Below are 25,341 nucleotides of genomic sequence, written 5' to 3'. Positions count from 1 at the left end.
TAGGATATAGGTTTTAGATTTAGAAATAGCTTACTAATAATGTGTCATTCTTCACATTGATTGTTTAATTTTGCAAAAAATAGAGATTTAATGATTAATGAAAACTTGCATTAATCATTAAACATTAATCATTATACATTAATATAAATGGCACTTAGCGAACAAGAATTACTACGCCGTCAGAAAAGACAAGACCTCATGGCAATGGGCATCGACCCATATCCTGCCGATTTATTTGAAGTAAACGTAACGGCCGCCGATATTGAGAAGAACTACGAAAATAATAAGCTCGACTATAAAAACGTATCAATCGCAGGTCGTTTGATGTCGTTTCGTATCATGGGAAGTGCGTCTTTTGCCGAATTGCAAGATTCAACGGGTCGTATTCAACTATACTTCCGTCGTGACGACCTTTGTCCAGACGAAGACAAAACACTTTATAATACAGTTTTCAAAAAGCTCCTTGATATTGGTGATATTATTGGTGTAAAAGGCTATGTTTTCACCACCCAAACTGGTGAAACTTCGATTCACGTAACCGAATTTAAGATTCTTAATAAATCGCTTCGCCCATTACCAATTGTCAAAGAAGTTGATGGAAAAATCTACGATGCTTTCTCTGACCCAGAGCAACGCTACCGCCAACGCTACGTTGATTTAATAGTGAATCCGCACGTAAAAGAGGTTTTCATCAAGCGTGCAAAAATCATCAGCACCATGCGTAGAATGTTTGATGATAAAGGGTGGTTAGAAGTTGAAACACCAATTTTGCAGCCTATTCACGGTGGAGCAGCGGCACGTCCGTTTGCTACGCACCACAATACGCTTGATATGCCGTTGTATATGCGTATCGCTAACGAACTTTACCTCAAACGCCTCATTGTGGGTGGTTTTGAAGGTGTTTATGAGTTCGGGAAAATGTTCCGCAATGAAGGTATGGACCGCACGCACAACCCAGAATTTACTTCACTTGAATTCTACGTAGCCTACAAAGACTACGAATGGATGATGGGAATTACAGAAGAAATTTTCGAGAAAGTAGCAATGGCCGTTCATGGTTCAACGACTTTCAAATTGGGTGAAAACGAATTGAATTTTGCTGGCCCATTTGCTCGTTTGAGTATTTTGGAAGCTATCGAAAAATATACAGGTGTAAATTTGGGCGAATTGACCGAAGAAGAAACCCGTGCTTACTGCCGCCAGTGGGGAATGGAAATTGACGACACCATGGGCAAAGCCAAATTGATTGACGAAATTTTTGGCGAAAAAGTAGAGGCAAACCTTATCCAGCCAACATTCATTATTGATTATCCAGTCGAGATGTCGCCACTGACGAAGAAACACCGTTCAAAACCAGGTTTGGTTGAGCGTTTTGAGTTGTTTGTGAATGGAAAAGAGGTGGCCAATGCCTACTCTGAGCTAAACGACCCAATTGACCAACGTGAGCGTTTTGAAGAGCAAGCAAGACTGGCAGAGCGTGGTGACGACGAAGCAATGGCCATGGACGAAGATTTCATTCGCTCGCTCGAATACGGAATGCCGCCAACGGCAGGTATTGGTATCGGTATCGACCGCCTCACGATGATGTTGACCGATAACGTGAGTATTCAAGAAGTATTGTTCTTTCCGCAAATGCGACCAGAGAAAAAACAAGAACTCTCACAAGAAGCAGATTACGAAGCGATTGGTATTCCAGCAGTTTGGGTGCCAGCTTTACAAAAAATGGGCTTCGTGATGGTTTCTCAACTCAAAGAAGCCAACGCCAATAAAATTTTCAATGATTTGGGTGGCATGAGAAAGAAACTCAGAATCGACGAAAAAATGCCGAGTAAGGAAGATGTTGAAAAATGGGTTTCGTAAAAAATCGTAGGAACGTCCAATTTGGACGTTCCTACGATTTCTACAAATCATTAATTCCCAACCCCACCCATATACGTCTCACTTTCAGCAACTTAACAAATATTTTACAACACCATTTGCAAAAAAACTAAAAACTTTTAATTATCTTGCCTTACAAATATGTAACCGCTAATTTCTAAATGTTTTATGAGCAGGAAAGTGTTAGTTTTAAATGCCGATTATAGTGCATTAAGTATTTGTACCGTGCCAAAGGCCTTTTTATTGGTTTATCTCGATAAGGCCGAGTTAGTCTCCGATTCCCCAAAAGGTATGCTTCGCACCGTCGATAAAAGCTATCCACTTCCCTCAGTCATAAGGCTTCATCATTATGTCAGTTTACCATTTAAAGGCGTGATGCTCAGTAGGCAAAATGTGTTTAGGCGAGACGGAAATAAGTGCATTTATTGTGGAAGCCACGACGACCTCACCCTCGACCACGTTTTACCAAAATCAAGAGGCGGAAAAACTAACTGGGATAACCTCGTAACCGCCTGCCGCCGCTGCAATTCTCGAAAAGGCGACCTCACCCCCGAAGAAATGGGATTCTCTCTCCCCAAAAAACCTTACAAACCTTCTTTTATTATGTTTTTACGAGATTTCGCAGGCTCTATCGAAGAGAACTGGCTGCCTTTCTTAGGAACAAAAGAACGTGCGTAAGTTTTTCATTTAATCATAAATCATTGATAATCAAACCTGCAAGGTCTGAAAAGACCTTGCAGGTTTTTGCCGTAAATATTTAAAGGGCGTAAATACGGCTTTTCCTTAAAAACTACTTACTTTTGGCATAACAAGGCTATTTCACGCCCATATAAATCTACTTTCCATGCCTACAAATATTTTCGATATCAATGGACTTTCTCAGGAACAGGTTTTGGCAGCCAGAGAAAAATTTGGTAGTAATAGCCTCGACTACAAAAAAGAAAATGGTTTTCTGGAAGCCGTAAAGAGTCTTGTCAAAGAGCCAATGGTGATTTTGCTGCTCGTTGCTTCGATTATTTATTTCATCAGTGGCGATATTGGCGATGGCATTTTTTTGGCATCTGCCATTGTTCTGGTGGCCACGATTTCGCTCTATCAAGATTCCCGTAGTCGAGATGCTCTCGAAAAACTTAAAAACTTTACGCAGCCTACCTGTAAAGTTATTCGTGATAGCGAAATCATTGAAATTTCGAGCGAAGAATTGGTTCTTGGCGATAGCCTTGTGGTTGAGGAAGGAACGTTAATTGCTGCTGATGGAATTATTATTCATTCAAATGATTTTTCGGTCAATGAATCAATTCTTACGGGCGAATCGCTTTCGGTCGAGAAAGATGCCAATAAAGAAGGTAATCAAGTTTTTAGGGGAACAAGCGTAGCCAGCGGCTTAGCGATTGCTACCGTAACGGCTATCGGTAATGAAACCAAACTGGGTAAAATAGGTGAAAGCCTCGAAAGCATTGAAGAAGAAGAAACACCTTTAGAGTTACAAATAAGCAATTTTGTTAAGAAAATGGTGATTGTTGGGGCGATTGTTTTCTTGGTTGTGTGGGGAATTAATTACTTCAAATCGTACGATGTTTTGGATAGTTTGCTCAAAGCCCTTACGCTGGCGATGAGTATTTTACCCGAAGAAATTCCTGTGGCTTTCACGACTTTTATGGCCTTGGGAGCGTGGCGATTAATGAAAATGGGAATCGTGGTAAAACAAATGAAGACAGTAGAAACGTTGGGAAGTGCGACCGTCATTTGTACCGACAAAACAGGAACGATTACCGAAAACAAAATGTCATTGGCAAAGATTTTTGTGTTGGGTTCGGATAAAATTTCTGAGCCAGAAAATACACTAACAGATGCCGAGAAAAACCTGATAGAAATAGCCATGTGGGCAAGCGAACCAATTCCTTTCGACCCGATGGAAATTGCTTTGCACGCAGCTTATGCAAAAATAATTTCGCAAGACGAACGCCCAAATTTTGAATTGGTTCACGAATATCCGTTGGGAGGAAAACCACCCATGATGACGCATATTTTTACCGATAAAGCAGAAAAACGCTTCATTGCGGCCAAAGGGGCTGCCGAAGCCATTATGAATGTGAGTGTTTTGACCGAAACTGAAAAACAAAAAATCAACGAAGTAATTGACGCTTTGGCAAAAGAAGGTTATAGGATTTTGGCAGTAGGAGAGGCTCAACTTGATGGAAATAATTACCCCAAAACTCAACAAGAATTTAAGTTTGGTTTCAAAGGTTTAGTAGCGTTTTATGACCCACCAAAAAAGAATATACAAGCGGTTTTGAATAGTTTTTATAAAGCAGGAATTGACGTAAAAATCATCACGGGCGATAATGCCGCCACCACAACGGCCATTGCCAAACAGATTGGTTTTAAAGGTCACGAACGCAGCCTCACGGGCGACGAATTGATGCAATTATCGGAAACCGAATTGCAGAGAAGAGTAAAAGATACCAATCTTTTTACCCGAATGTTTCCTGAAGCAAAACTACGCATCATCAATGCCTTAAAAGCTCAAAATGAAATTGTGGCCATGACTGGCGATGGCGTAAACGATGGCCCAGCTCTCAAAGCGGCACACATTGGCATTGCGATGGGCAAAAAAGGTACAGAAATTGCTAAACAAGCTGCTTCTTTGATTTTGGTAGAAGACGATTTATCAAAAATGGTCGATGCCGTGGCAATGGGACGAAAGATTTACACCAACCTCAAAAAAGCCATTCAGTACATTATTTCGATTCATATTCCGATTGTCTTGACGGTTTTCATTCCATTGGCTTTGGGTTGGTTGTTTCCGAATATTTTTTCGCCCGTTCACATCATCTTTTTGGAGTTGATAATGGGGCCAACCTGCTCTATTATTTACGAAAACGAGCCAATGGAAAAAAACACAATGAGCCAGCAACCAAGACCAGCCACCAATACTTTTTTTAGTTGGAAAGAATTGACTATCAGTATTATACAAGGCTTGATGATTACAGCAGGAACGTTGGCTGTTTACCAATACGGTGTGCATGAAGGCTATAATGAATCGCTTACTCGTACGTTGGTTTTTGCTACGCTGATTATTGCCAATATTTTCTTGACTTTGGTCAATCGCTCGTTTTATTATTCAATTTTCACGACTTTGATGTATAAAAATAATCTTGTGCTATTGATTATCTCCATTACTTTGGTTTTGCTGGGCTTGTTGATTTTCGTACCACCGTTGGCCAATTTCTTTGGTTTTGCACCGATGAACATCGCCCAATTTGGCATTTGTACCGCCATCGGCTTTATCTCGGTGATTTGGTTTGAGGTGGTGAAATGGTGGAAGAGGAGATGAAAAATGTGGATTTATTTGTATTAATAAAATAAAATACATTTTGTACTTGTATTTTTGTTAAAAGAAAGTACCTTTGATTCATAAATTTTAAAAGGCTTAGAATGTATAGACTATCATTAATAGCAAAGAGATTAAATATTGGAATACTTCAGATAGTTGATATTTTGGAAAAAGAGGGTTTTTATGTAGAGTACAACCCTAATTTTAAAATCGATGATATACAATTGGATAAATTGTGTGAGGTGTTAGCGGTTAATCTTGCTGATTATACACCAGAAAATGAAGAAGTAAAAACTAAATTTATACATGTTATTCGTATAAGTAAATTGTTTGAACATTTTAAAAATGTTGATTATAAATTTTTTGTTGAACATACAATAAGATTAGATGAAAATAGTAGAGGTATAGAAGGTAACGCGGGTTATGAAAGTATTTTTACTCAGGAAAAAGCTATCTTAAAAAAACTTCTTCTCAAATTAGCTAAAGGATTTAGATTTAGACTGAAAATCGTAATAACATATCTTAAGTACTTATTTTTAACCATAACTCCACCTAATTTATTTCATACCTATATTGTTGATGAAGATGATATCAACAGAGTTGCCATAAACACTTTTGGCTTCTCTATTATATCAATATATCAACTTAGAGAAGCTGTTTTTCATAGTATCAACAGTAAAATTCTCATAAAAAATGAAATCAGATTCGGCGGAATTAATTAGAAAAATAGAAAAAAGTAACCTTTTAAAAGAAGATAAAAAACTAATAGTAGAAAGTTTGAATAAAGGAGATAATAATGGTTTTCTGAAAAAGCTCTTTTATTCACTTAGAATTCTTGATTTATTAGATGTCGATTTAAAAGACATCATTGATGATATTTTACAATTATGAATATTGGTTCAGCAATTAAAACTTTACGTAAGCAAAAAGGCATTTCACAAAAAGAATTAGCCGAAAAATGTGAAATTTCTGTAAATGCTCTTTGTCAAATTGAGTTAAATAATACATTTCCACAAAAATCTACCATACAGAAAGTATGTGAGGTTTTAGAAATTCCTACATCATATTTATTGTTTTTTTCAATTTCAGATGAAGATGTGCCAGAAGAAAATCGGTCATTTTTTAATTCGTTGAAACCAACAATTAATAACTTGTTATTGAAAGATGTTACTTCTAAGTCAGTTGCAGGTTAGCTTTAAAATACTTGGGTAGTTACTTAATAACTACCCAAGTATTTTGAGCTTTTCAATCTCCAATTCCTTCGGACTCATCAATTTTTGTACTTTATTGGCAATGCTTTATGCAAAAAACGCATTCTGATAAAACCAATTATTTACTTTTCTCAAAAACATCACCTTTCACAAACCACGAGAAACCGAAGGCTTCTAAGGCAATAACTTCAAACCAAAAAGTGAGGTTTTTATCATTAAATTCATCGGCTGTAAAAACTCCAAAACAGTTGGTTATAATCATCAACATTGATAAAAGCATCAATATACCACAAACAACAAAAATGATTTTCTCTCCTTTCAATTCGGGTATTACAAAACCATCTTTATCGCCTTCTTTTTTAGTGAATAAAAATATCGACATTAAGGCTAAACTTCCCAGAAACATTCCTGCCATTGTGAAGTGAAAAATGCTTCGAAATTTTTCGTTTTCGAGAGGAAATTTAGTGAGAATACTCTCACATTCCTGTACTGTTTTACAAGTTATATTGTCGGTCGGAAAATACAGAAGTAGCAATGCACAAATTCCCGCAATGGTAGAAAGAATAAAATCTATCATTTCGTATCCTTTATAAACCAATAAAAAAATAGCCAGTAAACTTACAACGATTATAAAAATACTGCTTGCTCTTGTATAAAAATAATGGCTGATTGAGTCTAATGGTGTTTGTAGGTTGTTACCGAAATATAATATTAACCATAGCAATATTGGTAAAAGCATACCCAACGATCCTACCAGCCATCTCAGCGTGCTTTGTTTTTCTAAGCTGATGATTTTGGTGTTTGTAAAATCAGGAATTAGGTTTTCAATTATGTTTGGAGTATCGTTTTTCTTCATGGTTGTTTTTGTTTTTTGTTGAAATTAAGCGAAGTTTTTTGAGAATAAAAATCGAAAATATGATTTTTATTTATCGGTAACTATTTGATTATCAATGGTTATCTTAGCTTTAGAATTTTTAAAACCAGTGAAAATATATGGTAGAATTTAAAACAAAAAATACGTTTTCGGCAGAAATCGAATGTTTTTTTATAGTTTTGCTTTCGTAAAATGACTGCGTCGGCAACGGTCGGCCGCTGCCGTCTGATTTTTAAAGTATTTCTTCAATGTTTTACTATTCAGAACAAGTTAGATACTTGTTCTACTGACAATGCTCAATCTATTATACAATTTTTCGATATACGCTTATTCGTTTATAATCAGCATCATAGCTCTGTTTAACTCAAAAGCAAAGTTTTGGGTTGAGGGTAGAAAAAATATTTTTGAAAGGCTTAGTTCGACTTCGCTCACCAACCGTGGTTCTACTCCGCTCGCATGGTTTCATTGTGCTTCTTTGGGTGAATTTGAGCAGGGAAGACCAGTCATTGAAGCGTTTCGAGCGAAATACCCAGCCTATAAAATCTTGGTGACATTCTTTTCACCATCGGGTTATGAAATTAGGAAAAACTATACTGGTGCCGACTACATATTTTATCTTCCAGCTGACACTGCTGCCAATGCCCGAAAGTTTATAGAAATCGTAAAGCCTTCGATTGCTTTTTTTGTGAAGTATGAATTTTGGAGAAATTATCTGATAGAACTCGAAAAAAAACAAATTCCAGTAGTGTCGTTTTCGACTATTTTTCGACCAAATCAGTTGTTTTTCAAGTCTTATGGTGGTTTTTATAGAGAAGTTCTAAAGAAATTTGAACATATTTTAGTTCAAAATCAAGAATCATTCGATTTGCTAAAAAGTATTGATATTCAATCAATTACGCTCGCAGGTGATACTCGTTTCGACCGTGTAAAACAAATTGTTGATGCAAAAAAAGATATTCCGATTGCTGCCCAATTCAAGGCAAATCGACAAATATTTATGGTGGGTTCGGCTTGGCAAACCGATATGGAAGTTTTGATTCCGTTGATGAACTCATTCAACGTCGGCAAGGTTAAGCCCACAGTGGAACTGCTTACCGACGTTCGAGAAATAGCCTTCGTTATTGCCCCGCACGAAATCCATCGAGAGGAAATAAACGCTTGGCAAGAGCAAATTGAGTTGAAAAGTATTTGTTTTTCGGAAGTAAAACCCGATACGAAATTAACTGATTATCAGGTGCTTATCATTGATAATATCGGAATGCTTTCATCGCTTTATCAGTACGCTGATTTTGCATTTATTGGCGGTTCGTTTGGTAAAGGACTACACAATATCTTAGAAGCTGCTACTTTCGGAATGCCGATTTTCTTTGGCAATAAAGCCTATCATAAATTTCAAGAGGCAGTCGATTTGGTTAGGCTTGGTGGAGCTTTTGCCGTTTCTTCAACCAGTGATTTGGGCGGAATAGTAAAAGATTTACGCTCAAATGAAGCCAAAAAGAAAGAAACTGATACAATTTCGCAGAATTATGTTTTGCAGAATGTCGGTGCTACCGAAAAAGTGATGTCGGTTGTAGCATCAATTCTTAACGATTAGATAAACACCCACCACAATTAGCAACCCACCCGCAATTCGCCAGCCGTTGATTTGGTGCAATTTGAAGCCTAAAAGTCCGTAGTGGTCGAGTAGCATAGCGGTTATTAATTGCCCCGCCACAATCAAGCAAATCATGTTTGCCGAGCCGATTTTTTGTACGCTCAAAATAACAGTCGTTACAAAAAAAGCACCCAATACACCACCCGTTAGCTTCCACCATTCCAAGGATTTCAAGGTTGCTATTGTCGGTACAGATTCCTTGAAAAAAGGCGTTATCAAAATCAAAGCAACTAAACCAGATGCGAAAGAGATGATAGCTGCATATATCGGATTATTGATAGATTTTCGTAACTCGGCATTCACGCCCGACTGCGTGCTGTTTGTCACTCCACATAAAAAAGCAAGAATATAGTAGATGATGCTCATAGCTGTAGATTTTGGTAGGAATTAAAAGTTACTTTAGGTGGTGGTACTTATATAATAGGAAAAATAAGTGTGCTACACCTGTTTTTTGCGATAACAAGGTGTTGCACACTTGATTTTAAATTATTACTTTACTAAGCATTGTAATATAAAGCTTAATACCTTCTTCAATTTCATCGAGATAAATAAACTCGTCGGCTGTGTGCGAGCGAGCCGAATCGCCAGGCCCCATTTTCAGAGATGGACAATCAAGTAAAGCTTGGTCAGAAGTCGTTGGTGAGCCGTAAGTGTTTCTACCCATCGAAATTCCAGCTTGCACAATCGGATGTTCCTTCGGAATACTCGACGGACGCAAACGAATCGAACGAGGAACAACTTCACTTTCGATGTTTTTCTTCACTACTTCTGTAATTTCTTCCAAAGTATATTGTTCTGTTACTCGAATATCGACCGTAAACTTGCAAGTATCAGGCACAACGTTGTGCTGCGAACCAGCATTTATCATCGTTACGCTCATTTTGATTGGCCCAAGGTTTTCAGAAACTTTCGGGAATTTATAATTCTGAAACCAAGCAATATCTTTCACGGCTTTGTAAAGGGCGTTTTCACCTTCGTCACGAGCAGCATGCCCCGATTTTCCGTGAGCAATACAATCCAAAACCAACAAGCCTTTTTCGGCAACTGCTAAGTGCATTTGGGTTGGTTCGCCCACAATTGCAAACTCGATTTCGGGCATATCAGGCACTAAAATTTCGAGTCCATCACGTCCCGAAATTTCTTCTTCGGCACTTGCCGCCATTACGACATTGTATTTCAAATCGTCTCGATAATAGAAATAACAAAACGTGGCAATCAACGAAACCAAACACCCCCCCGCATCATTACTGCCGAGGCCGTAGAGTTTGCCTTCTTTCACCAGTGGATTCAATGGATTAAGTGTCCACGAAGGATTGGGTTTTACTGTATCGTGGTGAGAGTTTAATAAAACCGTTGGTTTTGAGGCATCAAAATGCTTGTTTTTTGCCCAAATATTGTTCTTTTTGCGGCGATATGGGATATTTCTTTCACGGAAAAATTCTTCGAGAATCGCTGCCGTTTCGTCTTCTTGTTTGCTGAAAGATTCGGTCTGAATTAAATCTTTCAGAAGCTCAATAGCATCTTTGGTAAGTGTCTGTACTAATTCTGAATTTTGAAGCATAAATACAATGTTGAATGATTGAATGAGCGAATGAGTGAATATTTTTTCTCTTCCGACATTGCTAAAAATAGTTATGACTTATATTGCTGACCATCAATAATTTATAAGCCCTCCCTATTGGAGAGACGGTCGGCTGCTGCCGTTGGGTGGGGCTATTATCTCTGTTCCTCGTGTGCCTTCGGCAACTGCTTGTTTTAGTTCGTCGGCATGGCAAATCGTTACTTTCGCAACGCCTCTTTGAAGTGCCGCAAAGGCATTGTCAAGTTTCGGAATCATACCAGCATTGATTGCTCCTGAAGCCTTATAATCGGCATAGATGCTTGGCGTGAGTTGCGGAATTACCGAATCATCATCATCTGGGTTTGAAAGTACACCTTTTTTCTCAAAACAGTAAATTAGATTTACTTCATATTGCTCGGCCATCGCTACTGCTACCGACGATGCCTGTGTATCGGCATTCGTATTGAGCATATTTCCTTCTTTATCAAACGTCAGCGGAGCAAAGATAGGCGTAAGTTCATTTTGTAAAAAGTTGTCTATCAGTTTACTGTCAACTTTTTCTACATCGCCTACATAGCCGTAGTCAATATCTTTTACGGCACGTTTTTTTGCCAAAATTACGCCACCATCTGCTCCCGTAAGACCAAGTGCATTACAGCCGAGTGCCTGCAATTGTGCCACAATTTGCTTATTCACGAGTCCTCCATAAACCATCGTTACTACTTCAAGCATTGGCAAATCGGTAATTCTGCGGCCATCAACCATTTTGGTTTCTACATCAAGTTTTACCGCAATTTTTGTGGCCACTTTTCCTCCACCGTGAATCAAAATTTTTGAACCTTCGAGAGCGGCAAAATCTTCAAGAAATTGTTTACATGAGCGAGGATTATCAATTACATTTCCTCCGATTTTGATGATGTTTAATTTCATATATCCAGATTAAGGAAGTCTTCGCTCAAAGCGAATGTCGCCCAGCGAAGACTTCCTTGAAAATTATAGGCTTTTATCTATATTTGTAAACTTTACTAATACAAAATTACAAAATGAAAATCGAAACTCTTGCGATTCACGCAGGAAATCATGGCGACCCAACCACGGGAGCAGTTGTTCCTCCTTTGATTCTCTCTACAACTTTCGAGCGTGCCGCCGATGGAAGCATAGTTGAAGGTCGAGATATTTATACCCGTGCCTCGAATCCAAACCGACGTGCCTTAGAAGAAAAACTGGCTGCCCTCGAAGGTGGAAGCGAAGCCATTGCTTTCGCATCGGGGCAAGCTGCTACGATGAGCATTTTTCATTCGTTGGGAGGAAATAGCCACGTCATACTGCCCGATGATATTTATTATAATACAAAAGTTATCATTGATAATCTCTACGCCAATTTCGGACTGACTTGCACAGCCGTTGATATGACCGATTTAGGAGCAATCAAGCGAGCGATTAAGAAAAACACAAAACTGATTTGGGTAGAAACACCGTCGAATCCGAGTTTGAAAATTGCTGATATTCAGGCGGTTGTGAAAATAGCTAAAGCAAAAAATATCATGGTAGCCTGCGATAACACTTGGGCAACGCCATTTTTTACTCGGCCTTTCGAGCTGGGCGTTGATTTAGTGATGCACTCAACTACTAAATATTTTGGTGGACATTCTGATATTTTGGGTGGGTGTGTAATTTTACCTCCAGCCCCCCCCGCCCCCGATGGGGGTGCTTTTTTAAGCTCGTCAAAGTCGAGCTTGATTGATGACAGAGAATTAGTAGCTCCCCCATCAGGGGCGGCTATCCGCACCTTCCAAACCGTTGGAGGAGCTGTTCCTTCGCCATTTGATTGTTGGTTATTGAGTCGTAGTTTATCTACTTATGCCGTTAGAATGCCTGTTCATGCCCAAAATGCCATGAAATTGGCCACTTTTTTAGAAGCCCAACCACAAATTGAAAAAGTAAATTACCCTGGACTGAAATCTAATGAATATCATAAAGTTGCTAAAAAGCAGATGCGTAATGGGTTTGGTGGAATGATGTCGATTTTGGTGAAAGGTGGGCAAAAAGAAGCGATGGAATTAGCTTCCAAACTTAAAATATTCAAACACGCTACGAGTTTGGGTGGGGTAGAAAGTTTAATCGAACATCGTTATTCGGTGGAAGGGATTCATTCAACCAGTCCCGAAAACTTATTGCGTATTTCGGTTGGTATCGAAAATATTGATGATTTGATAGCTGATTTCGAGCAGGCCTTTCAATAATTACCTAATTAGAGGTTAAATAAATATCAAACTTATTCGTTTAATTCGCAGTTAATTTACTAAACCTGTATGGTCTGGGCGACCCCGTCTTCTTTCAGACGTTAAAGGCTTTGGAAACATACTTTTCTCAAAAACAAAACTTATGCTAATGAAAAAAATCCTTTTTTCGATTTTAATTTCCTCGTTTCTTCTTCAAACAAACGCCCAAGAACTAAAAACTAAACTAAATTGGTTTAACCTTGATTTTGAGAAAGACGGTGTTCGTGGAATGAGTGTGGAGCGTGCCTATAATGAGCTTCTGAAAGATAAAAAATCTAAGCCAGTAGTGGTGGCAATTATTGATGGTGGAACTGATGTAAACCACGAAGATTTGAAAGATAAACTTTGGGTAAATACCAAAGAAATTGCTGGAAATGGCAAAGATGACGATAAAAATGGCTTCATTGATGACATTAACGGGTGGGATTTTTTGGGTGGAAAAGATGGTACTGATGTGCATCACGAACAACTTGAAATGACAAGAATTTTGAAGCAATTGAAAGGTAAATTTGGTGATAAGCCATCGAAGAAATTGATTCGTAAAAACAAAGCCGATTACGAGTTATTACAAACTTTACAAAAAGAATACGACGAGAAAAAAGCCGAAAATGAGCAATATGCACCTATTTATAAACAAATGTATAGTAATTATTTAGAGTCGGAGAAGATTCTGAAAGATTATCTAAAAGTTGAAAACCTTACGCAAGCAGCTATCAAAGGAATTGATGAAAGCCAAGCTGATCGCAAGGTGAGAGCCGCCAAGAAAACACTCGAAAAGTTCATTGAGCTGGGTGCCACAGGCACCGACCTCAAAGAAGCTATTGAGCATTTTGAAAGTGAATTGAAATACAACTACAACCTTGATTTTGATGCCCGTAAAGTAGTAGGCGATAACCCTAAAAAACTTGAATACGGAGAATATGGTAATAATGAAGTAACAGGCCCAGATGCTATGCACGGCTCGCACGTGGCGGGAATTGTGGGGGCAAACCGCAATAATAGCTTAGGTATCATGGGCGTGTGTAATGACGTTCAGCTAATGGTTGTGCGTACTGTACCTGATGGCGACGAACGAGACAAAGACGTGGCAAATGCTATTCGCTATGCTACCGATAATGGTGCAGAAATCATCAATATGAGCTTTGGTAAGAAATATTCGCCAGAGAAAAAATGGGTAGATGATGCCGTAAAATATGCACAATCGAAAGGCGTTTTGATGATTGCAGCGGCAGGAAACGATAATTCAGATATGGATATTGACCCTCAGTTTCCGAATGATACTTATGAAAATGGAAGTGTAGCTGAAAACTGGATTTCAGTAGGTGCATTATCTTGGAAAGCTGGTGCAGATGCCGTAGCAACTTTTAGTAATTATGGCAAGAAAAATGTCGATGTTTTTGCTCCAGGAGTTGATATTTATTCAACTGTACCTGGCTCGAAATATGAGGAAAAAGGTGGAACAAGTATGGCTTCGCCAGCAACAGCAGGTGTGGCTGCTTTATTAAAATCGTATTTTCCGAATCTTACGGCGGCTCAAATCAAGAAAATTATTTTGGAATCTACGGTAAAACCAGATTTGAGAGTAAAAAAGCCCGGTTCGGAGGAAATTGTGAAGTTTGAAGATTTATCGGTTACGGGAGGAATAGTAAACGCTTACAATGCCGTGAAAATGGCTATGGAAATGAAGTGATAGTTCACCGTTGATGGAGATAGTAAGAACGCTCTTTTGGCACACCAAAAGAGCGTTCTTGTTTTATAAATTATACCATTAAAGTTCCGACTAATTTTTCTCTCTTCTCAGGATTATTTTTGGTGTTTTCAGCAACACTACCTAAAAATGAAATAGAAACTTTATTTTCATCAAAAACTACAGTAAGTTTATCGCCATGAATTTGATCAACAAACTTGAAGTTTATCTGTAAGGTATTATCGCTAAGCCAAGTTGCGGTACTCGCAATTCGTGAAGGAATCACAATCGGACTCGTCGAAAAAGGATTTTTTCTTTTATTCGGATTTACTCTCCACTTTTCCCAGCCAAAACCAATTTTTTCCATTCCTTGACCAAGATTTACTCGTAAAACTCCTGCATCATCAAACAAGCCAAAGCCAACTTGTGTGATACCGAAAGCATTTTTTTCAACACTAAATACTTTATCACTGTATTTCGACATAATCGAAGATTTTGTTGTGCCTTTCGGAACACTCAAAGAAAGCTCGCTAAGTTCTTTTTTCAATGCACTTAACTCAGCAGGATTTTCGGGTAAAGAGGCATTTTTAATAGCGGGTAAAATGGTTTGGTAGGCTGTATCCATTGATTTTTGTAAATTCCAACTTTCTGAAGTCATCACCAAAACTGCGTCTTGCTCAGGCATTACCATACAAAATTGTCCATAAGCACCATCACCACGGTAAAAACCTGGTTTGCAACGCCAAAACTGATAACCGTAACCTTGCGACCAATCATTATCTCCAGCCTGTGAAGTAGTTTGTTTGCTTGTGGCTGTTTCTACCCAACTCTCGGGCAAAAGTTCCTTACCTTTCCATTTGCCTTTTTGTAGATAAAACTGACCAAATTTGGCAATGTCTTCGGTGCTTACTCGTAAGCCATAGCCTGCGGTATTCAATCCCTGAGGTGATTTCTCCCAATCGTAGCCCACAATATTCAGTGGAGCAAACAAACGAGGTTGTAAGTATTCTTCAAGAGTTTGTCCTGTTACTTTATGAAGTACCGCACCGAGCATATAGGTTGCACCCGTATTATACATAAAAAAAGTGCTTGGCTCGTGTTCGACTGGTTTTTCGAGAAATGATTTTACCCAACTTTGCTCAGGCTTTGCACGAATATCAGGCATTGAATCGGTGTGATGTCCTGTGTTCATCGTTAGCAAATGCTTGATTTTCATGGCCTTCAAATTTTCACTGGGCGATGTTGGTGTTTCGTCAGGAAAAAATTTGATTACTTGGTCTTCGACTGAAATTTTACCTTCATTCACCAGAAAGCCAATAGCTGTACTCGTAAAACTTTTTGAGAGCGAATAAAGCGTATGCTTATTTTCGGCAGCAAAAGGTTTCCACCAACCTTCGGCCACAACATTTCCGTGTCTGAGCAGCATAAAACTGTGCCATTCGAGGCCAGATTCTTTAATGGCCTTCAAGAAATTACGGATACCTTCAGAAGAGATTCCTTGAGATTCGGGGCTTTTTCGTGGTAAGCCTTGCGGGGTTTCGGCGAAAGAATAAAATGAAGGTAAAATACTTAAACCAATAGAGCCAAGCCCCGTGGTTTTAATAAAATCTCGGCGAGTAGTTGTCATTTTTAGAGAAAGATTGAATAGTGTTTTAGTCGATAGACAATAGTCCACAGACGATAGATTTTTCATAAATCTAACTTTTTTTTCTCTATAAAAAGAATAAGAAGCTAAATCTATCGACTTTTAAGAAAAAACTATCGTCCATTGACTATGGACAATCGACTGAAAAAACTATTTTACGGCTTTCAAGCTCAAATCTAAACTTTTGGCTGAGTGTGTCAGATAGCCCATCGACACATAATCTACACCACAGTCGGCGTATTCTCGTACATTTTTAGGCGAAATATTGCCCGATGCTTCGAGCGGAAAACGACCATCAACAATTTTGATGGCCTCACGGATGTTTTCGTAACTAAAATTATCGAGCATGATACGCACGACTCCGCCAATTTCGAGAGCCTCTTGGAGTTCGGTAAGGTTACGCACTTCAATTTCAATCGGTAAATCTTTTCCAGTAGATTTTAGGTATTCGTGGGCTGCATTGAGAGCATTTTTGATACCTCCTGCATAATCAACGTGGTTATCTTTTATCAAAATCATATCAAAAAGCCCAAAACGATGATTGACACCCCCACCAATTTGTACGCCCCATTTTTCAATCATTCTGAAACAAGGTGTGGTCTTACGGGTATCCAAAACCTTCGTTTTTGTGCCTTCGAGTAGTTTTACCACTTGTTTGGTTGTGGTCGCAATTCCGCTCATGCGTTGCATACAATTCAGTACCAAGCGTTCGGCAGTTAGAATCGAGCGGTCACGGCCTTCTACATAAAACGCAATATCACCGTATTTGATAGGCTTACCATCTTTGATAAACACTTGCACTTTTAGGTCTTTATCAACAATCTTAAAAATCATTTTGGCCAACTCTACACCTGCCAAAATTCCTTCATCTTTTACCAAAAGTTTAGCTTTTCCCACGGCATCGGCTGGGACAGTTGAAAGCGAAGTGTGGTCGCCGTCGCCAACGTCTTCGGCAAGGGCTGCTTTTATAAATTTAGTGATTGCTCTTTTATCTAATTTCATTTTTTTCAATCTGATAAATTTTGTGGAATATTATTGAGAGGAATGTCCTATTTGGATGTTCCTACGAATTTATTTGATTTTGAATGGCAGATTATCTGCTTTCTCCAATTATTCTCAAACCTTCCAAAGTTAATTCTCGATTTACTTCAACAAATTCATCTTTCAGTGTCGAAATAATCGAAGAGAGCCCGCCTGTAGCGATCGCAATACAATCGCCACCGAGTTCGACTCTTACTTTATGAATCATGTTTTTAACCAAACCTTCATAACCCCACAAAATGCCTGACTGAATGGCGTGAACCGAGTTTTTTCCAAGCACAGAAGTCGGTAATTCGAGCGGAACTTCGGGCAATTGAGCTGTATTTGAAAACAAAGCCTTTACGGCTGTACGTAAACCTGGAGCAATCGAAACACCAAGTACTTTTCCTTCGGCCGAAACGACTGTAAAAGTGAGTGCCGTCCCAAAATCAACAACTACGCAGTTTCTTCCATATTTCGTATAGGCAGCAACGGCATTTGCCACTAAATCGCTACCGATTTCATCAGGATTATCTATCGAAACTGTCAAAGTTGGGAAAATATGAGCGTTGACTATGATTGGCTCTAAACCAAACATATTTTGAATCAACGACTTAAAAACGGGTGTAAGCGGAGGCACAACACTACTCAATACAATTTTAGTAACATCGGCAAAGCGAAGGTTGTTTTCGAGAAAATATTGACGAAAACGATATTCAAAATAAACGTAGTTTTCGTCTTTAAGCGATTTTATTCTAAAGTTATGCAAAAGATTTTCGCCCTCGAAAATTCCGAAAGTGGCATCAGTATTGCCAACGTCAATGACCAGTAAGTGTGCTGCGTTTTTTGTCAATGTTAGTTTTTTTATGGTCAAAGTTTGCTAAATCTTCTTAATTTTTCAAATTTTATTTCAAAAACAAGTTTTTAGAATCACTGCGACGCTTCAAGAAAACAAATCCATTTTCTTCTTTAATCAGCTCTAAATTTGGGTGATTTCGGTATTCTTCGTATCGGTCAAATTTTGTTACAAAAAACACAGGCTTGTCAACGTTTCTGTTCAAAAGCCAATCTTCGTAAGCCTCGCCTTTCTCGGCCGAAACCTTTGAAACGGGTTTCTGAAAATAAAATAAATGAGCATAACTTTTAAAGCCCAACACATGGATATACACATCTTGCCCACGTTTCGACTCGTAGAAATCAATAGCCGCACCTTGTGTATAACGTTCTATTTTTGGTACTACAATTGCTCCGAATAAGAATAAACAAACCGCCGTAGCCAACGAAAGTGTATAAATAAATGCTTTTTTGCTTTGTTTTCGTAGAAAAACAACCGCAAACACAATGATTGCAAAATAGACAATGCCGATAAACATTTCGTAAGTGTGCCAGTCAACCACCGCTTCGAGGTTTTTTACGGCAAAAGGGTCTTTGATATATGGAATAATCTCTTGTGTGTGCATACCCACAAAAGGTACAGCCGCTAAAACTAAAGACAAAATAAAACCAATTGAAAGGATACCAAAACTCACCCATTTATTCCAAGTAACTCTCTCATTGAGCCAATCATACAAAAATTTAGCTGCTAAAAACGACACAGGAAAGTAAGCCATTGATGAATAATGTACGATCTTGGTCGTGACAATGCTAAACAAAATCATAACCACCCAAAAAGTAGTTTTCATCCACGGCACAAAAGTGCTTAGTTCGGTCAAGGCATTATCAATTTTTGCATGATTATAAGTAAAAGCTCGAATCGCAAAAATTGAAATCGGGAAGCAGCCAATTAGTACAACCACAAAATGATAATAGAATGGCTGTCCATGCCCCGCATCGGGCGTACTAAAAAGTCGGATTTGATAAGTAATAAATTCGTTGATAAACCAAAAGCCATTATTGACTAACTCATTGGCAAACCAAATAGATGCTACAAGCACACAACTTATTCCAAAAACAAGAATTTCTTTCCATTTTATGGATTGCTTGAATTTAGTAGCGACAAGGTAAAAAAACACCGTTAAACCCCAAATAAGCCCTCCAACGGGTCCTTTTGTAAGAATTGCCAGTCCAATAAATACTCCAGCCAAGAGCGTATTTGGCATAGATTTCTTTGGCTCAATTTTTGCTCTAAAAAAGAAGTAAATGCCTAAGAAAATAAACAGATTAAAGGTAGGGTCAATGATACCCGATTTGAAGTAAAGGTGCGGCGTAAATGCCCCTAAGTACATCAAAGCCCAGATAAACCCGAATGTATTATCTCTGAGTTTTTTACCAATTAAAAACAACGTCAACAAAGTAAGGACGCCAATACAAGCATTCGGAAAACGAGCTGCAAACTCATTGATGCCGAAAAGATGCATTGCTGCTGCCTGCATCCAAAAGAAAAGTGGAGGTTTTTCCCAGAAGGGTTTAAAGTCAATTTGTACACGACTGTAATTACCAGTAAGAATCATTTCACGGGCTGATTCGGCAAAGTTTATTTCATCCCAGTCAAAAAGATGAACACCTCCAAGAAATGGGAAATAAAAACAGATTCCTAAAACTATGATGTAAAAAAGTTTGGGCGATATTTTAGTCATTATTTGTTTTAAATGTTTTACTGATTATGTGCCAACTATTCTGAAAAATAGATATTAGGCAAAGCTTTTTTATCAAAATAAACGTATCTTAATAATACATAGGTGAAAAGGACGTATAGCTGTTGCGTTGTTTTGTTGTTAAAAGTTAAAGATTCAAAGATTTTCTTCTTTCTAAAAAATAAATCATTGAATACAAAAGAAATTAAATAATTTATCGTAATTTGTGTTAAATTTTAGTTTTATAAGAAATTAAATATTCGAGAGTGCATAGAGAAATAGAAAATATTCTAAGAAAACTCTACGAAACACTGGAGCGGTTTTATCCTGATGATGTAAAGATAGATGATAAAAAGTATCTTGAAAAATCAGGACTTATCAACTTGCTAAATAATCAACAAGGAAACCTCACTTTTCTAATTGACGTAAAACAACTCAGAGTAGTTCAAGTAAGTGGTAGTGTTCAGAAATATACGGGGTTTAGCTCTGTCGAATTTGGAGATAATATTCTTTCAAAATTCATGATGTTATTTGCCATTGAACATCGATCATTTATGAGTACTTTTGTGACATGGATTTTAAACATCGAGAAAAACCTTCCAATTGAATACAAATCTCGACAGTTCATCAGTGCTTGGGGAATGAAGTTATTTCATAAAGATGGTCGTAGTATGAGGTGGTATCTAAATATAATTCCTATAGAATTTAACACTCAGAAAAACCCTACTTTGATAATGATGTCAATTCAGGAAATTACCCATCTTGTAAAAGGCGATGATTATTGTGTTAGAGGAGTGTTTGGTGAAGAAAATAAGAAAACCTTTGTTTATTATTCAAACGAAGAACGTACGATTGATAACGATATAGTCTCAGAAAGAGAAAGGGAAGTATTGCAACATATTTCACAGGGCTTAGATACAAAAGAAATTGCTCGTCAGATGAAAATCAGTCCGAATACGGTTGATAATCACCGCCGAAATACACTCGCTCGTACAGGTATGCGAGACACAACTGCATTGATACAATTATGCCGTATGGTCGGAATTATTTGAAGATAGATAAGTAGGATTCTGAATAGATAAAATTAGATTTATTGATACCAAGAAATTAAAAGTGAATAAAGTTTGCATTTTTTTGCAAATAAAGTCAATTGTAAGTGCCTGATTATTAGTGTGTTGGATAGTGTTATAAAAAGTATAGTCATATTGACTATTGTCATAACCATAAATTTTGGAGAAATCGCACACTAAACTAAGAAATTCACTTTTTTAGTCACAGCAAAAGTTGTTTTGGGTTCATCGGGGGACATTTTATGCCCCCTTTGCCTTTTCTAACGACTATCAATATATATATCTTTAAAAGACGCATTGATTTTACGATTTGCGTCTTTTGTATTTTATTAAGACCTGCTGCTAACAAAGAAAAGTTTGATCAGAATGTTATATTGTAGATTAATAGATTTAAGAATAATGGTTGTTGTATTTTGAAAACTTACATCGCAAAGACGCACCGTTCAAATATCTGCAATTGTTAATCTTACAATAGCTCTATCTATAAATGAAAGCCACCAAACCTTTATGGCTTGATGGCGGAAATAGTATTTTGTGTGGGTTTGTAGCTCTGCAAAATTGGTGAGAGTTTTTGGAAATAAAAATTGATCTATGTCAATAAATGCAAATGGATATATTTTTAAGCCTATCGTTCAGCTCGTTTTGAACGAACTCGACTTAGAGTTTCTGGCCTAATATTGAGGTAAGATGCAATATACTTTTGAGGAACCCGATTAACTAAAGTAGGGAAAGTTTCTTCAAACCAAGCCAGCTTTTCTTCTGAACTACGGTATCTAATCAAAAGTAAAAATTTTTCATATTCAGTTAAGGTTTGTTCAGTTACAAGCCTGCCCACACGCTCCATTTGCGGTACTTTCTCATAGATAGTTTGCAAATCGGGCTTTGTTATATAAAGAAGCTTTACTTTCTCAATGGCTTTTATGCCCATTTCGGTAGGGACTTCGTTGATGAAACTGACTGTTGAATAAACAAAACTACCTTCTGGCATCAGCCAGTGAGTATTGGTTTGGTCATCTTCTTGATATGAAAACTCTTGTAAAACACCTTCTTCTACAAAGTAAAGTTTATCATTTATCTCACCAATATTTAAGATGATAGTATCTTTTTCGTAAGAAATAGGTTTGAAATATTGACTTAATATATATAAGTCGGTTTCTGAAAATGCAGTAAATTGCTGTAAACCTAACAGCATAGGATGGTCAAAACTCAGCATAGTTGTTCTATCTCCTTCATAGGTTGTAAGAGGTGCAAAGAAACACATTAGCCCCATAAGTTCAAAATAAATTTACCTTGAACTTATGGGGCTATTATTATCTTTTAAAAAGATATTAATATAATTTCGGAAATAAAGCAGGCTTGGCTTCGTGCATTATTTCGTAGGCTGCATCGAAGACAGTTTCGGCGTTTGGTTTCGAGAAATAATCACCGTCGGAGGCATACGCAGGGCGGTGTGCTTGTGCTGCAATGGCTTTTGGTGCTGCATCTAACCAGCGATAAGCATTTTGTTTGTCAATCACTTCTTGCATCATATAAGCTGATGCTCCACCTGGCACATCTTCATCAGCAAAAATAACTCGATTAGTTTTCTTGATTGACTCTACAATTTGATGATTAATATCAAATGGTAATAACGACTGTACATCAATGATTTCGGCACTAATCCCAATTTCTTCCAATTGAGCTGCTGCTTCCATCACAATTCTGCACATTGAGCCGTAGGTCACAATCGTGAGGTCTGTGCCTTCTTTAAGGGTTTCTGGTACGCCCAACGGCACGCAAACGTCTGTAAGGTTAGTTGGTAATTTTTCTTTGATTCGGTAGCCGTTTAAGCACTCTATAATTAGAGCGGGGTCATCGCCTTTTAAAATTGTATTGTAGAAACCCGCTGCTTGTACGAAATTGCGTGGAACCAAAACGTGCATACCACGCAACGCTCCCAGCATGGCCGACATCGGAGAGCCTGAGTGCCAAATTCCCTCTAAACGGTGCCCACGAGTACGCACAATTAATGGGGCAGCTTGTTGGCCTACGGTTCGATAACGAAGCGAAGCGAGGTCATCTGTAAGAGTAGCAAGAGCATAATAAATATAATCGAAATATTGTATTTCAACGATTGGGCGAAGTCCACGCATGGCAGCACCAATTCCTTGTCCGATAATGGTTGTTTCTCTGATACCCGTATCAGTTACTCGCAACTCACCGTGTTTTTCTTGTAAACCCGCAAAACCTTGATTTACATCACCAATTTTGCCGACATCTTCGCCCAAAGCAAAAACTCGTGGGTCGGTTTCGAGCAAATTATCAAAAAAGGTATTAATTATTTCACGGCCATCAACTGTTGGACTATCATCGTTATAAGTAGGAGCGATTCCCTTTACATTCATTGGTGAAGTTGGATATTCACTCAATAAATGAGAATTAAATCGTTTGTAGTTTTCAGGAGCGACATCTTCAAGCCACTTTATCAATTCCTTTTTGGTGGCTGTATCTTCAAAACGCACGGCTCTAATGGCTTTTTTTACGGCCGAAATTACATCACGCCTGACTGGATTATCTGTTTTTTCGAGCGATTCTCTAATTGCTGCAATTGCTTTTGTACTTTTATTTTCTGCCGAAAGCTTTTTTAAAAGAGCTGTTGCCGAATCATATTCAGGTTTCAGTGAATCACGGAAAGCTGCCCAAGCTGAATTGCGTGATTTCTTGGCAACTTCTTTTGCTTGTATTTCTATCTCGTTGAGTTCGTCTTGTGTGGCATAGCCATTTTCAAGAATCCATTTTTTGAAATGTATGTTACAATCAAATTCATGCTCAAACTGTAATCTTTCTTTTGATTTATAGCGTTCGTGCGAACCAGAAGTTGAGTGTCCCTGTGGTTGCGTTACTTCAATAACGTGTACCAGCACAGGCACGTGTTGGTCACGGGCATAAAGAGCTGCACGTTGATACGCTTCGATTAGCTCGACATAGTTCCAAGCACGAGCCACAATGATTTCGAGTCCGTTGGAGTCTTCTCTGCGTTGAAAACCAGCCAAAGCTTCCGAAATACTTGATTTAGTGGTTTGATACTTGATAGGCACAGATATTCCGTAGCCATCATCCCAAACCGAAAATATGATTGGGATTTGTAAAACGCCTGCTGCATTTATAGCTTCAAAAAACATTCCTTGTGATGTAGAAGCATCGCCGATTGTGGCAAAACATACTTCATTTCCATGTTTTGAGAATTTTGTAAGGTGCTGTAAATCAGGGTTTTCTCTGAATAATTTTGAAGCATAAGCTAAACCTATCGCACGGGGCATTTGCCCTGCTGTTGAAGAAACATCACAAATGGTATTGTACATTTCGGTTTGGTCGAGCCACTCGCCTTTATCATCCACCAAACGGTTTCCGTAGTGGGCATTCATTGAGCGTCCACCCGTAAATGGGTCATGAGCAACATCAGTGTGTGCGTATAATTGTGCAAAAAATTGTTGCCAAGTGAGTCCACCAACAGCTGCCAAGAAAGTCTGGTCACGGTAATAACCTGAGCGAAAATCACCTTTTCGAAAAACTTTCGACATCGCTACTTGGGCCAGCTCTTTTCCGTCACCAAAAACTCCAAATTTTGCTCTGCCTCTAAAAACATCCTGTCGGCCGATATAGCTTACTTCTCGGCTTTCGCAAGCCACTCGATAATCGTTGAGTACTTCTTCTTTGCTTAAAAGAACATCGGTCGAAGAAATTGAGGCAAGTAGGTCAGTCATAAGATGAAATGTAGAGCGAATAAACGCTACTGGCTAAAGAGACCAATTTATAGGTCGAGTTTTTAAGAATATTGAAAATAGTTAGTATAACAACTAATTTCAACGTAAAGTTAGAAAAAAATATTTCATTTTTCAAAAAATTGAAAAGTGGCACGATTTTGTTAATGACTTGTTAAAAATTTGGCATATATATCTATAATGATGTTTATTTGTATTAACAATATGCTTTGCTAATAACAAAAATCTTATTTTAAATCTTAAAATCAATTAATTCAATGAAAAAATTATTTCTAACAATTGCAGTAGTATTTGCTTTCGTAGCAGCATCTAACGCTCAAGGAGTGTTAAAATTCAACAAAGAAGTACATGATTTCGGTAAATTATCGGAAGGTCCATTGGCAACTTACAATTTTGAAGTAACAAACACTGGTACAGCTCCAGTTGTTATCTCAAATGCACAAGCGTCTTGCGGATGTACAACTCCAGAATATTCAAAAGACCCAATTATGCCAGGTGGTAAAAGTATTATCAAAGTTGGATATAACACTTCTGGTCGTCCAGGTGCATTTACAAAAACTATCACGGTATCAAGCAATGCTGAAAACTCATCGGTAATCTTAACTATCAAAGGTGAAGTAACTTCAGCTCCTGCACCAGCAGCAGCTCCTGCGTCAGCACCAAATGCTAAGAAAAAATCATAATCTGAGAAAGATTAGTTTTTATACAAGAGCCTCTCGCAAAACTGCGGGAGGCTTTTTTGTTTTTAGAAGAATTCGCCCGAAAATATTGAATATAAATACCAAATT

Annotated in this window: 21 protein-coding genes; 11 read left to right on the top strand and 10 right to left on the bottom strand. The window is 38.0% G+C overall.

Going from position 1 to position 25,341, the window contains the following annotated elements; translation table 11 throughout:
* Positions 1-147: 147 nt before the first annotated feature.
* The 6 genes from lysS to ABR854_RS03835 all read left to right on the top strand — a co-directional run bounded on the left by lysS (position 148) and on the right by ABR854_RS03835 (position 6,408).
* Positions 148-1,860, top strand: a complete 1,713-nt coding sequence (lysS, locus tag ABR854_RS03860; protein WP_350264033.1) for a lysine--tRNA ligase — start codon at positions 148-150, stop codon at positions 1,858-1,860.
* A 186-nt stretch (positions 1,861-2,046) separates the two neighbouring features.
* Positions 2,047-2,556, top strand: coding sequence for an HNH endonuclease (locus ABR854_RS03855; protein WP_350264032.1), 510 nt, complete (start codon positions 2,047-2,049; stop codon positions 2,554-2,556).
* Between the two features lie 166 nt (positions 2,557-2,722).
* A complete protein-coding gene (locus ABR854_RS03850) occupies positions 2,723-5,215 on the top strand; it encodes a cation-translocating P-type ATPase (protein ID WP_350264031.1) in 2,493 nt (830 codons plus the stop codon).
* A gap of 101 nt (positions 5,216-5,316) precedes the next feature.
* Positions 5,317-5,937: a hypothetical protein gene (locus ABR854_RS03845; RefSeq protein WP_350264030.1), complete on the top strand. Its 621-nt coding sequence runs from the start codon at positions 5,317-5,319 to the stop codon at positions 5,935-5,937.
* The gene (locus ABR854_RS03840; RefSeq protein ID WP_350264029.1) at positions 5,909-6,106 is read left to right on the top strand and encodes a hypothetical protein; all 198 of its coding nucleotides are present in this window, start codon (positions 5,909-5,911) and stop codon (positions 6,104-6,106) included. Before ABR854_RS03845 ends, ABR854_RS03840 begins: the two co-directional genes overlap by 29 nt.
* Positions 6,103-6,408, top strand: a complete 306-nt coding sequence (locus tag ABR854_RS03835) for a helix-turn-helix domain-containing protein (protein ID WP_350264028.1) — start codon at positions 6,103-6,105, stop codon at positions 6,406-6,408. Before ABR854_RS03840 ends, ABR854_RS03835 begins: the two co-directional genes overlap by 4 nt.
* A 136-nt stretch (positions 6,409-6,544) precedes the next feature.
* Here ABR854_RS03835 and ABR854_RS03830 read toward each other — a convergent pair whose 3' ends face one another.
* A complete protein-coding gene (locus ABR854_RS03830; RefSeq protein ID WP_350264027.1) occupies positions 6,545-7,282 on the bottom strand; it encodes a hypothetical protein in 738 nt (245 codons plus the stop codon).
* Positions 7,283-7,592: 310 nt separating this feature from the next.
* On the opposite strand from ABR854_RS03830, the gene ABR854_RS03825 reads away from it, so the two are divergent.
* Complete coding sequence (locus tag ABR854_RS03825; protein WP_350264026.1) at positions 7,593-8,894, top strand: 3-deoxy-D-manno-octulosonic acid transferase; 1,302 nt, start codon at positions 7,593-7,595, stop codon at positions 8,892-8,894.
* Here the strand turns inward: ABR854_RS03825 and ABR854_RS03820 are convergent.
* The 3 genes from ABR854_RS03820 to argB form a co-directional block, all read right to left on the bottom strand.
* The gene (locus ABR854_RS03820; RefSeq protein WP_350264025.1) at positions 8,877-9,320 is read right to left on the bottom strand and encodes a DMT family transporter; all 444 of its coding nucleotides are present in this window, start codon (positions 9,318-9,320) and stop codon (positions 8,877-8,879) included. The genes ABR854_RS03825 and ABR854_RS03820 overlap by 18 nt on opposite strands.
* A 115-nt stretch (positions 9,321-9,435) precedes the next feature.
* The gene (locus ABR854_RS03815) at positions 9,436-10,515 is read right to left on the bottom strand and encodes a M20 family metallo-hydrolase (protein WP_350264024.1); all 1,080 of its coding nucleotides are present in this window, start codon (positions 10,513-10,515) and stop codon (positions 9,436-9,438) included.
* A gap of 114 nt (positions 10,516-10,629) precedes the next feature.
* Positions 10,630-11,445 (bottom strand): acetylglutamate kinase, encoded by an 816-nt coding sequence (argB, locus tag ABR854_RS03810; protein ID WP_350264023.1) that lies wholly within the window; start codon positions 11,443-11,445, stop codon positions 10,630-10,632.
* 113 nt (positions 11,446-11,558) lie between these two features.
* Here argB and ABR854_RS03805 point away from each other — a divergent pair, with 113 nt between their 5' ends.
* Entirely contained in the window at positions 11,559-12,758 is a 1,200-nt protein-coding gene (locus ABR854_RS03805) for a trans-sulfuration enzyme family protein (RefSeq protein WP_350264022.1), read from the top strand.
* Positions 12,759-12,906: 148 nt separating this feature from the next.
* Positions 12,907-14,487 carry a S8 family peptidase gene (locus tag ABR854_RS03800; RefSeq protein WP_350264021.1) on the top strand — a complete coding sequence of 527 codons (1,581 nt, stop codon included), beginning with the start codon at positions 12,907-12,909 and terminating at the stop codon, positions 14,485-14,487.
* A gap of 70 nt (positions 14,488-14,557) precedes the next feature.
* Here the strand turns inward: ABR854_RS03800 and ABR854_RS03795 are convergent, their stop codons facing one another.
* The 4 genes from ABR854_RS03795 to ABR854_RS03780 form a co-directional block, all read right to left on the bottom strand.
* A complete protein-coding gene (locus ABR854_RS03795; protein ID WP_350264020.1) occupies positions 14,558-16,177 on the bottom strand; it encodes a serine hydrolase domain-containing protein in 1,620 nt (539 codons plus the stop codon).
* Between the two features lie 102 nt (positions 16,178-16,279).
* A complete protein-coding gene (nadC, locus tag ABR854_RS03790) occupies positions 16,280-17,131 on the bottom strand; it encodes a carboxylating nicotinate-nucleotide diphosphorylase (protein ID WP_350264019.1) in 852 nt (283 codons plus the stop codon).
* 91 nt (positions 17,132-17,222) lie between these two features.
* Positions 17,223-18,002 carry a type III pantothenate kinase gene (locus ABR854_RS03785; protein WP_350264018.1) on the bottom strand — a complete coding sequence of 260 codons (780 nt, stop codon included), beginning with the start codon at positions 18,000-18,002 and terminating at the stop codon, positions 17,223-17,225.
* A gap of 52 nt (positions 18,003-18,054) precedes the next feature.
* Entirely contained in the window at positions 18,055-19,725 is a 1,671-nt protein-coding gene (locus tag ABR854_RS03780) for an ArnT family glycosyltransferase (protein ID WP_350264017.1), read from the bottom strand.
* Positions 19,726-19,988: 263 nt separating this feature from the next.
* Here ABR854_RS03780 and ABR854_RS03775 point away from each other — a divergent pair, with 263 nt between their 5' ends.
* The gene (locus tag ABR854_RS03775) at positions 19,989-20,774 is read left to right on the top strand and encodes a response regulator transcription factor (RefSeq protein WP_350264016.1); all 786 of its coding nucleotides are present in this window, start codon (positions 19,989-19,991) and stop codon (positions 20,772-20,774) included.
* Positions 20,775-21,417: 643 nt separating this feature from the next.
* Here ABR854_RS03775 and ABR854_RS03770 read toward each other — a convergent pair.
* Positions 21,418-22,062 carry a Crp/Fnr family transcriptional regulator gene (locus ABR854_RS03770; RefSeq protein ID WP_350264015.1) on the bottom strand — a complete coding sequence of 215 codons (645 nt, stop codon included), beginning with the start codon at positions 22,060-22,062 and terminating at the stop codon, positions 21,418-21,420.
* A 58-nt stretch (positions 22,063-22,120) separates the two neighbouring features.
* Positions 22,121-24,535, bottom strand: a complete 2,415-nt coding sequence (locus tag ABR854_RS03765; RefSeq protein WP_350264014.1) for an alpha-ketoacid dehydrogenase subunit alpha/beta — start codon at positions 24,533-24,535, stop codon at positions 22,121-22,123.
* A 275-nt stretch (positions 24,536-24,810) separates the two neighbouring features.
* Between ABR854_RS03765 and ABR854_RS03760 the strand changes: the two genes are divergently transcribed.
* Positions 24,811-25,236 (top strand): DUF1573 domain-containing protein, encoded by a 426-nt coding sequence (locus ABR854_RS03760; protein WP_350264013.1) that lies wholly within the window; start codon positions 24,811-24,813, stop codon positions 25,234-25,236.
* Positions 25,237-25,341 lie beyond the last annotated feature (105 nt).

This window comes from Emticicia sp. W12TSBA100-4 (assembly GCF_040253585.1).
Lineage (GTDB): Bacteria > Bacteroidota > Bacteroidia > Cytophagales > Spirosomataceae > Emticicia.
Note: the sequence above shows the minus strand (reverse complement) of the source record. Positions and strands in the feature narration are given on the sequence as shown.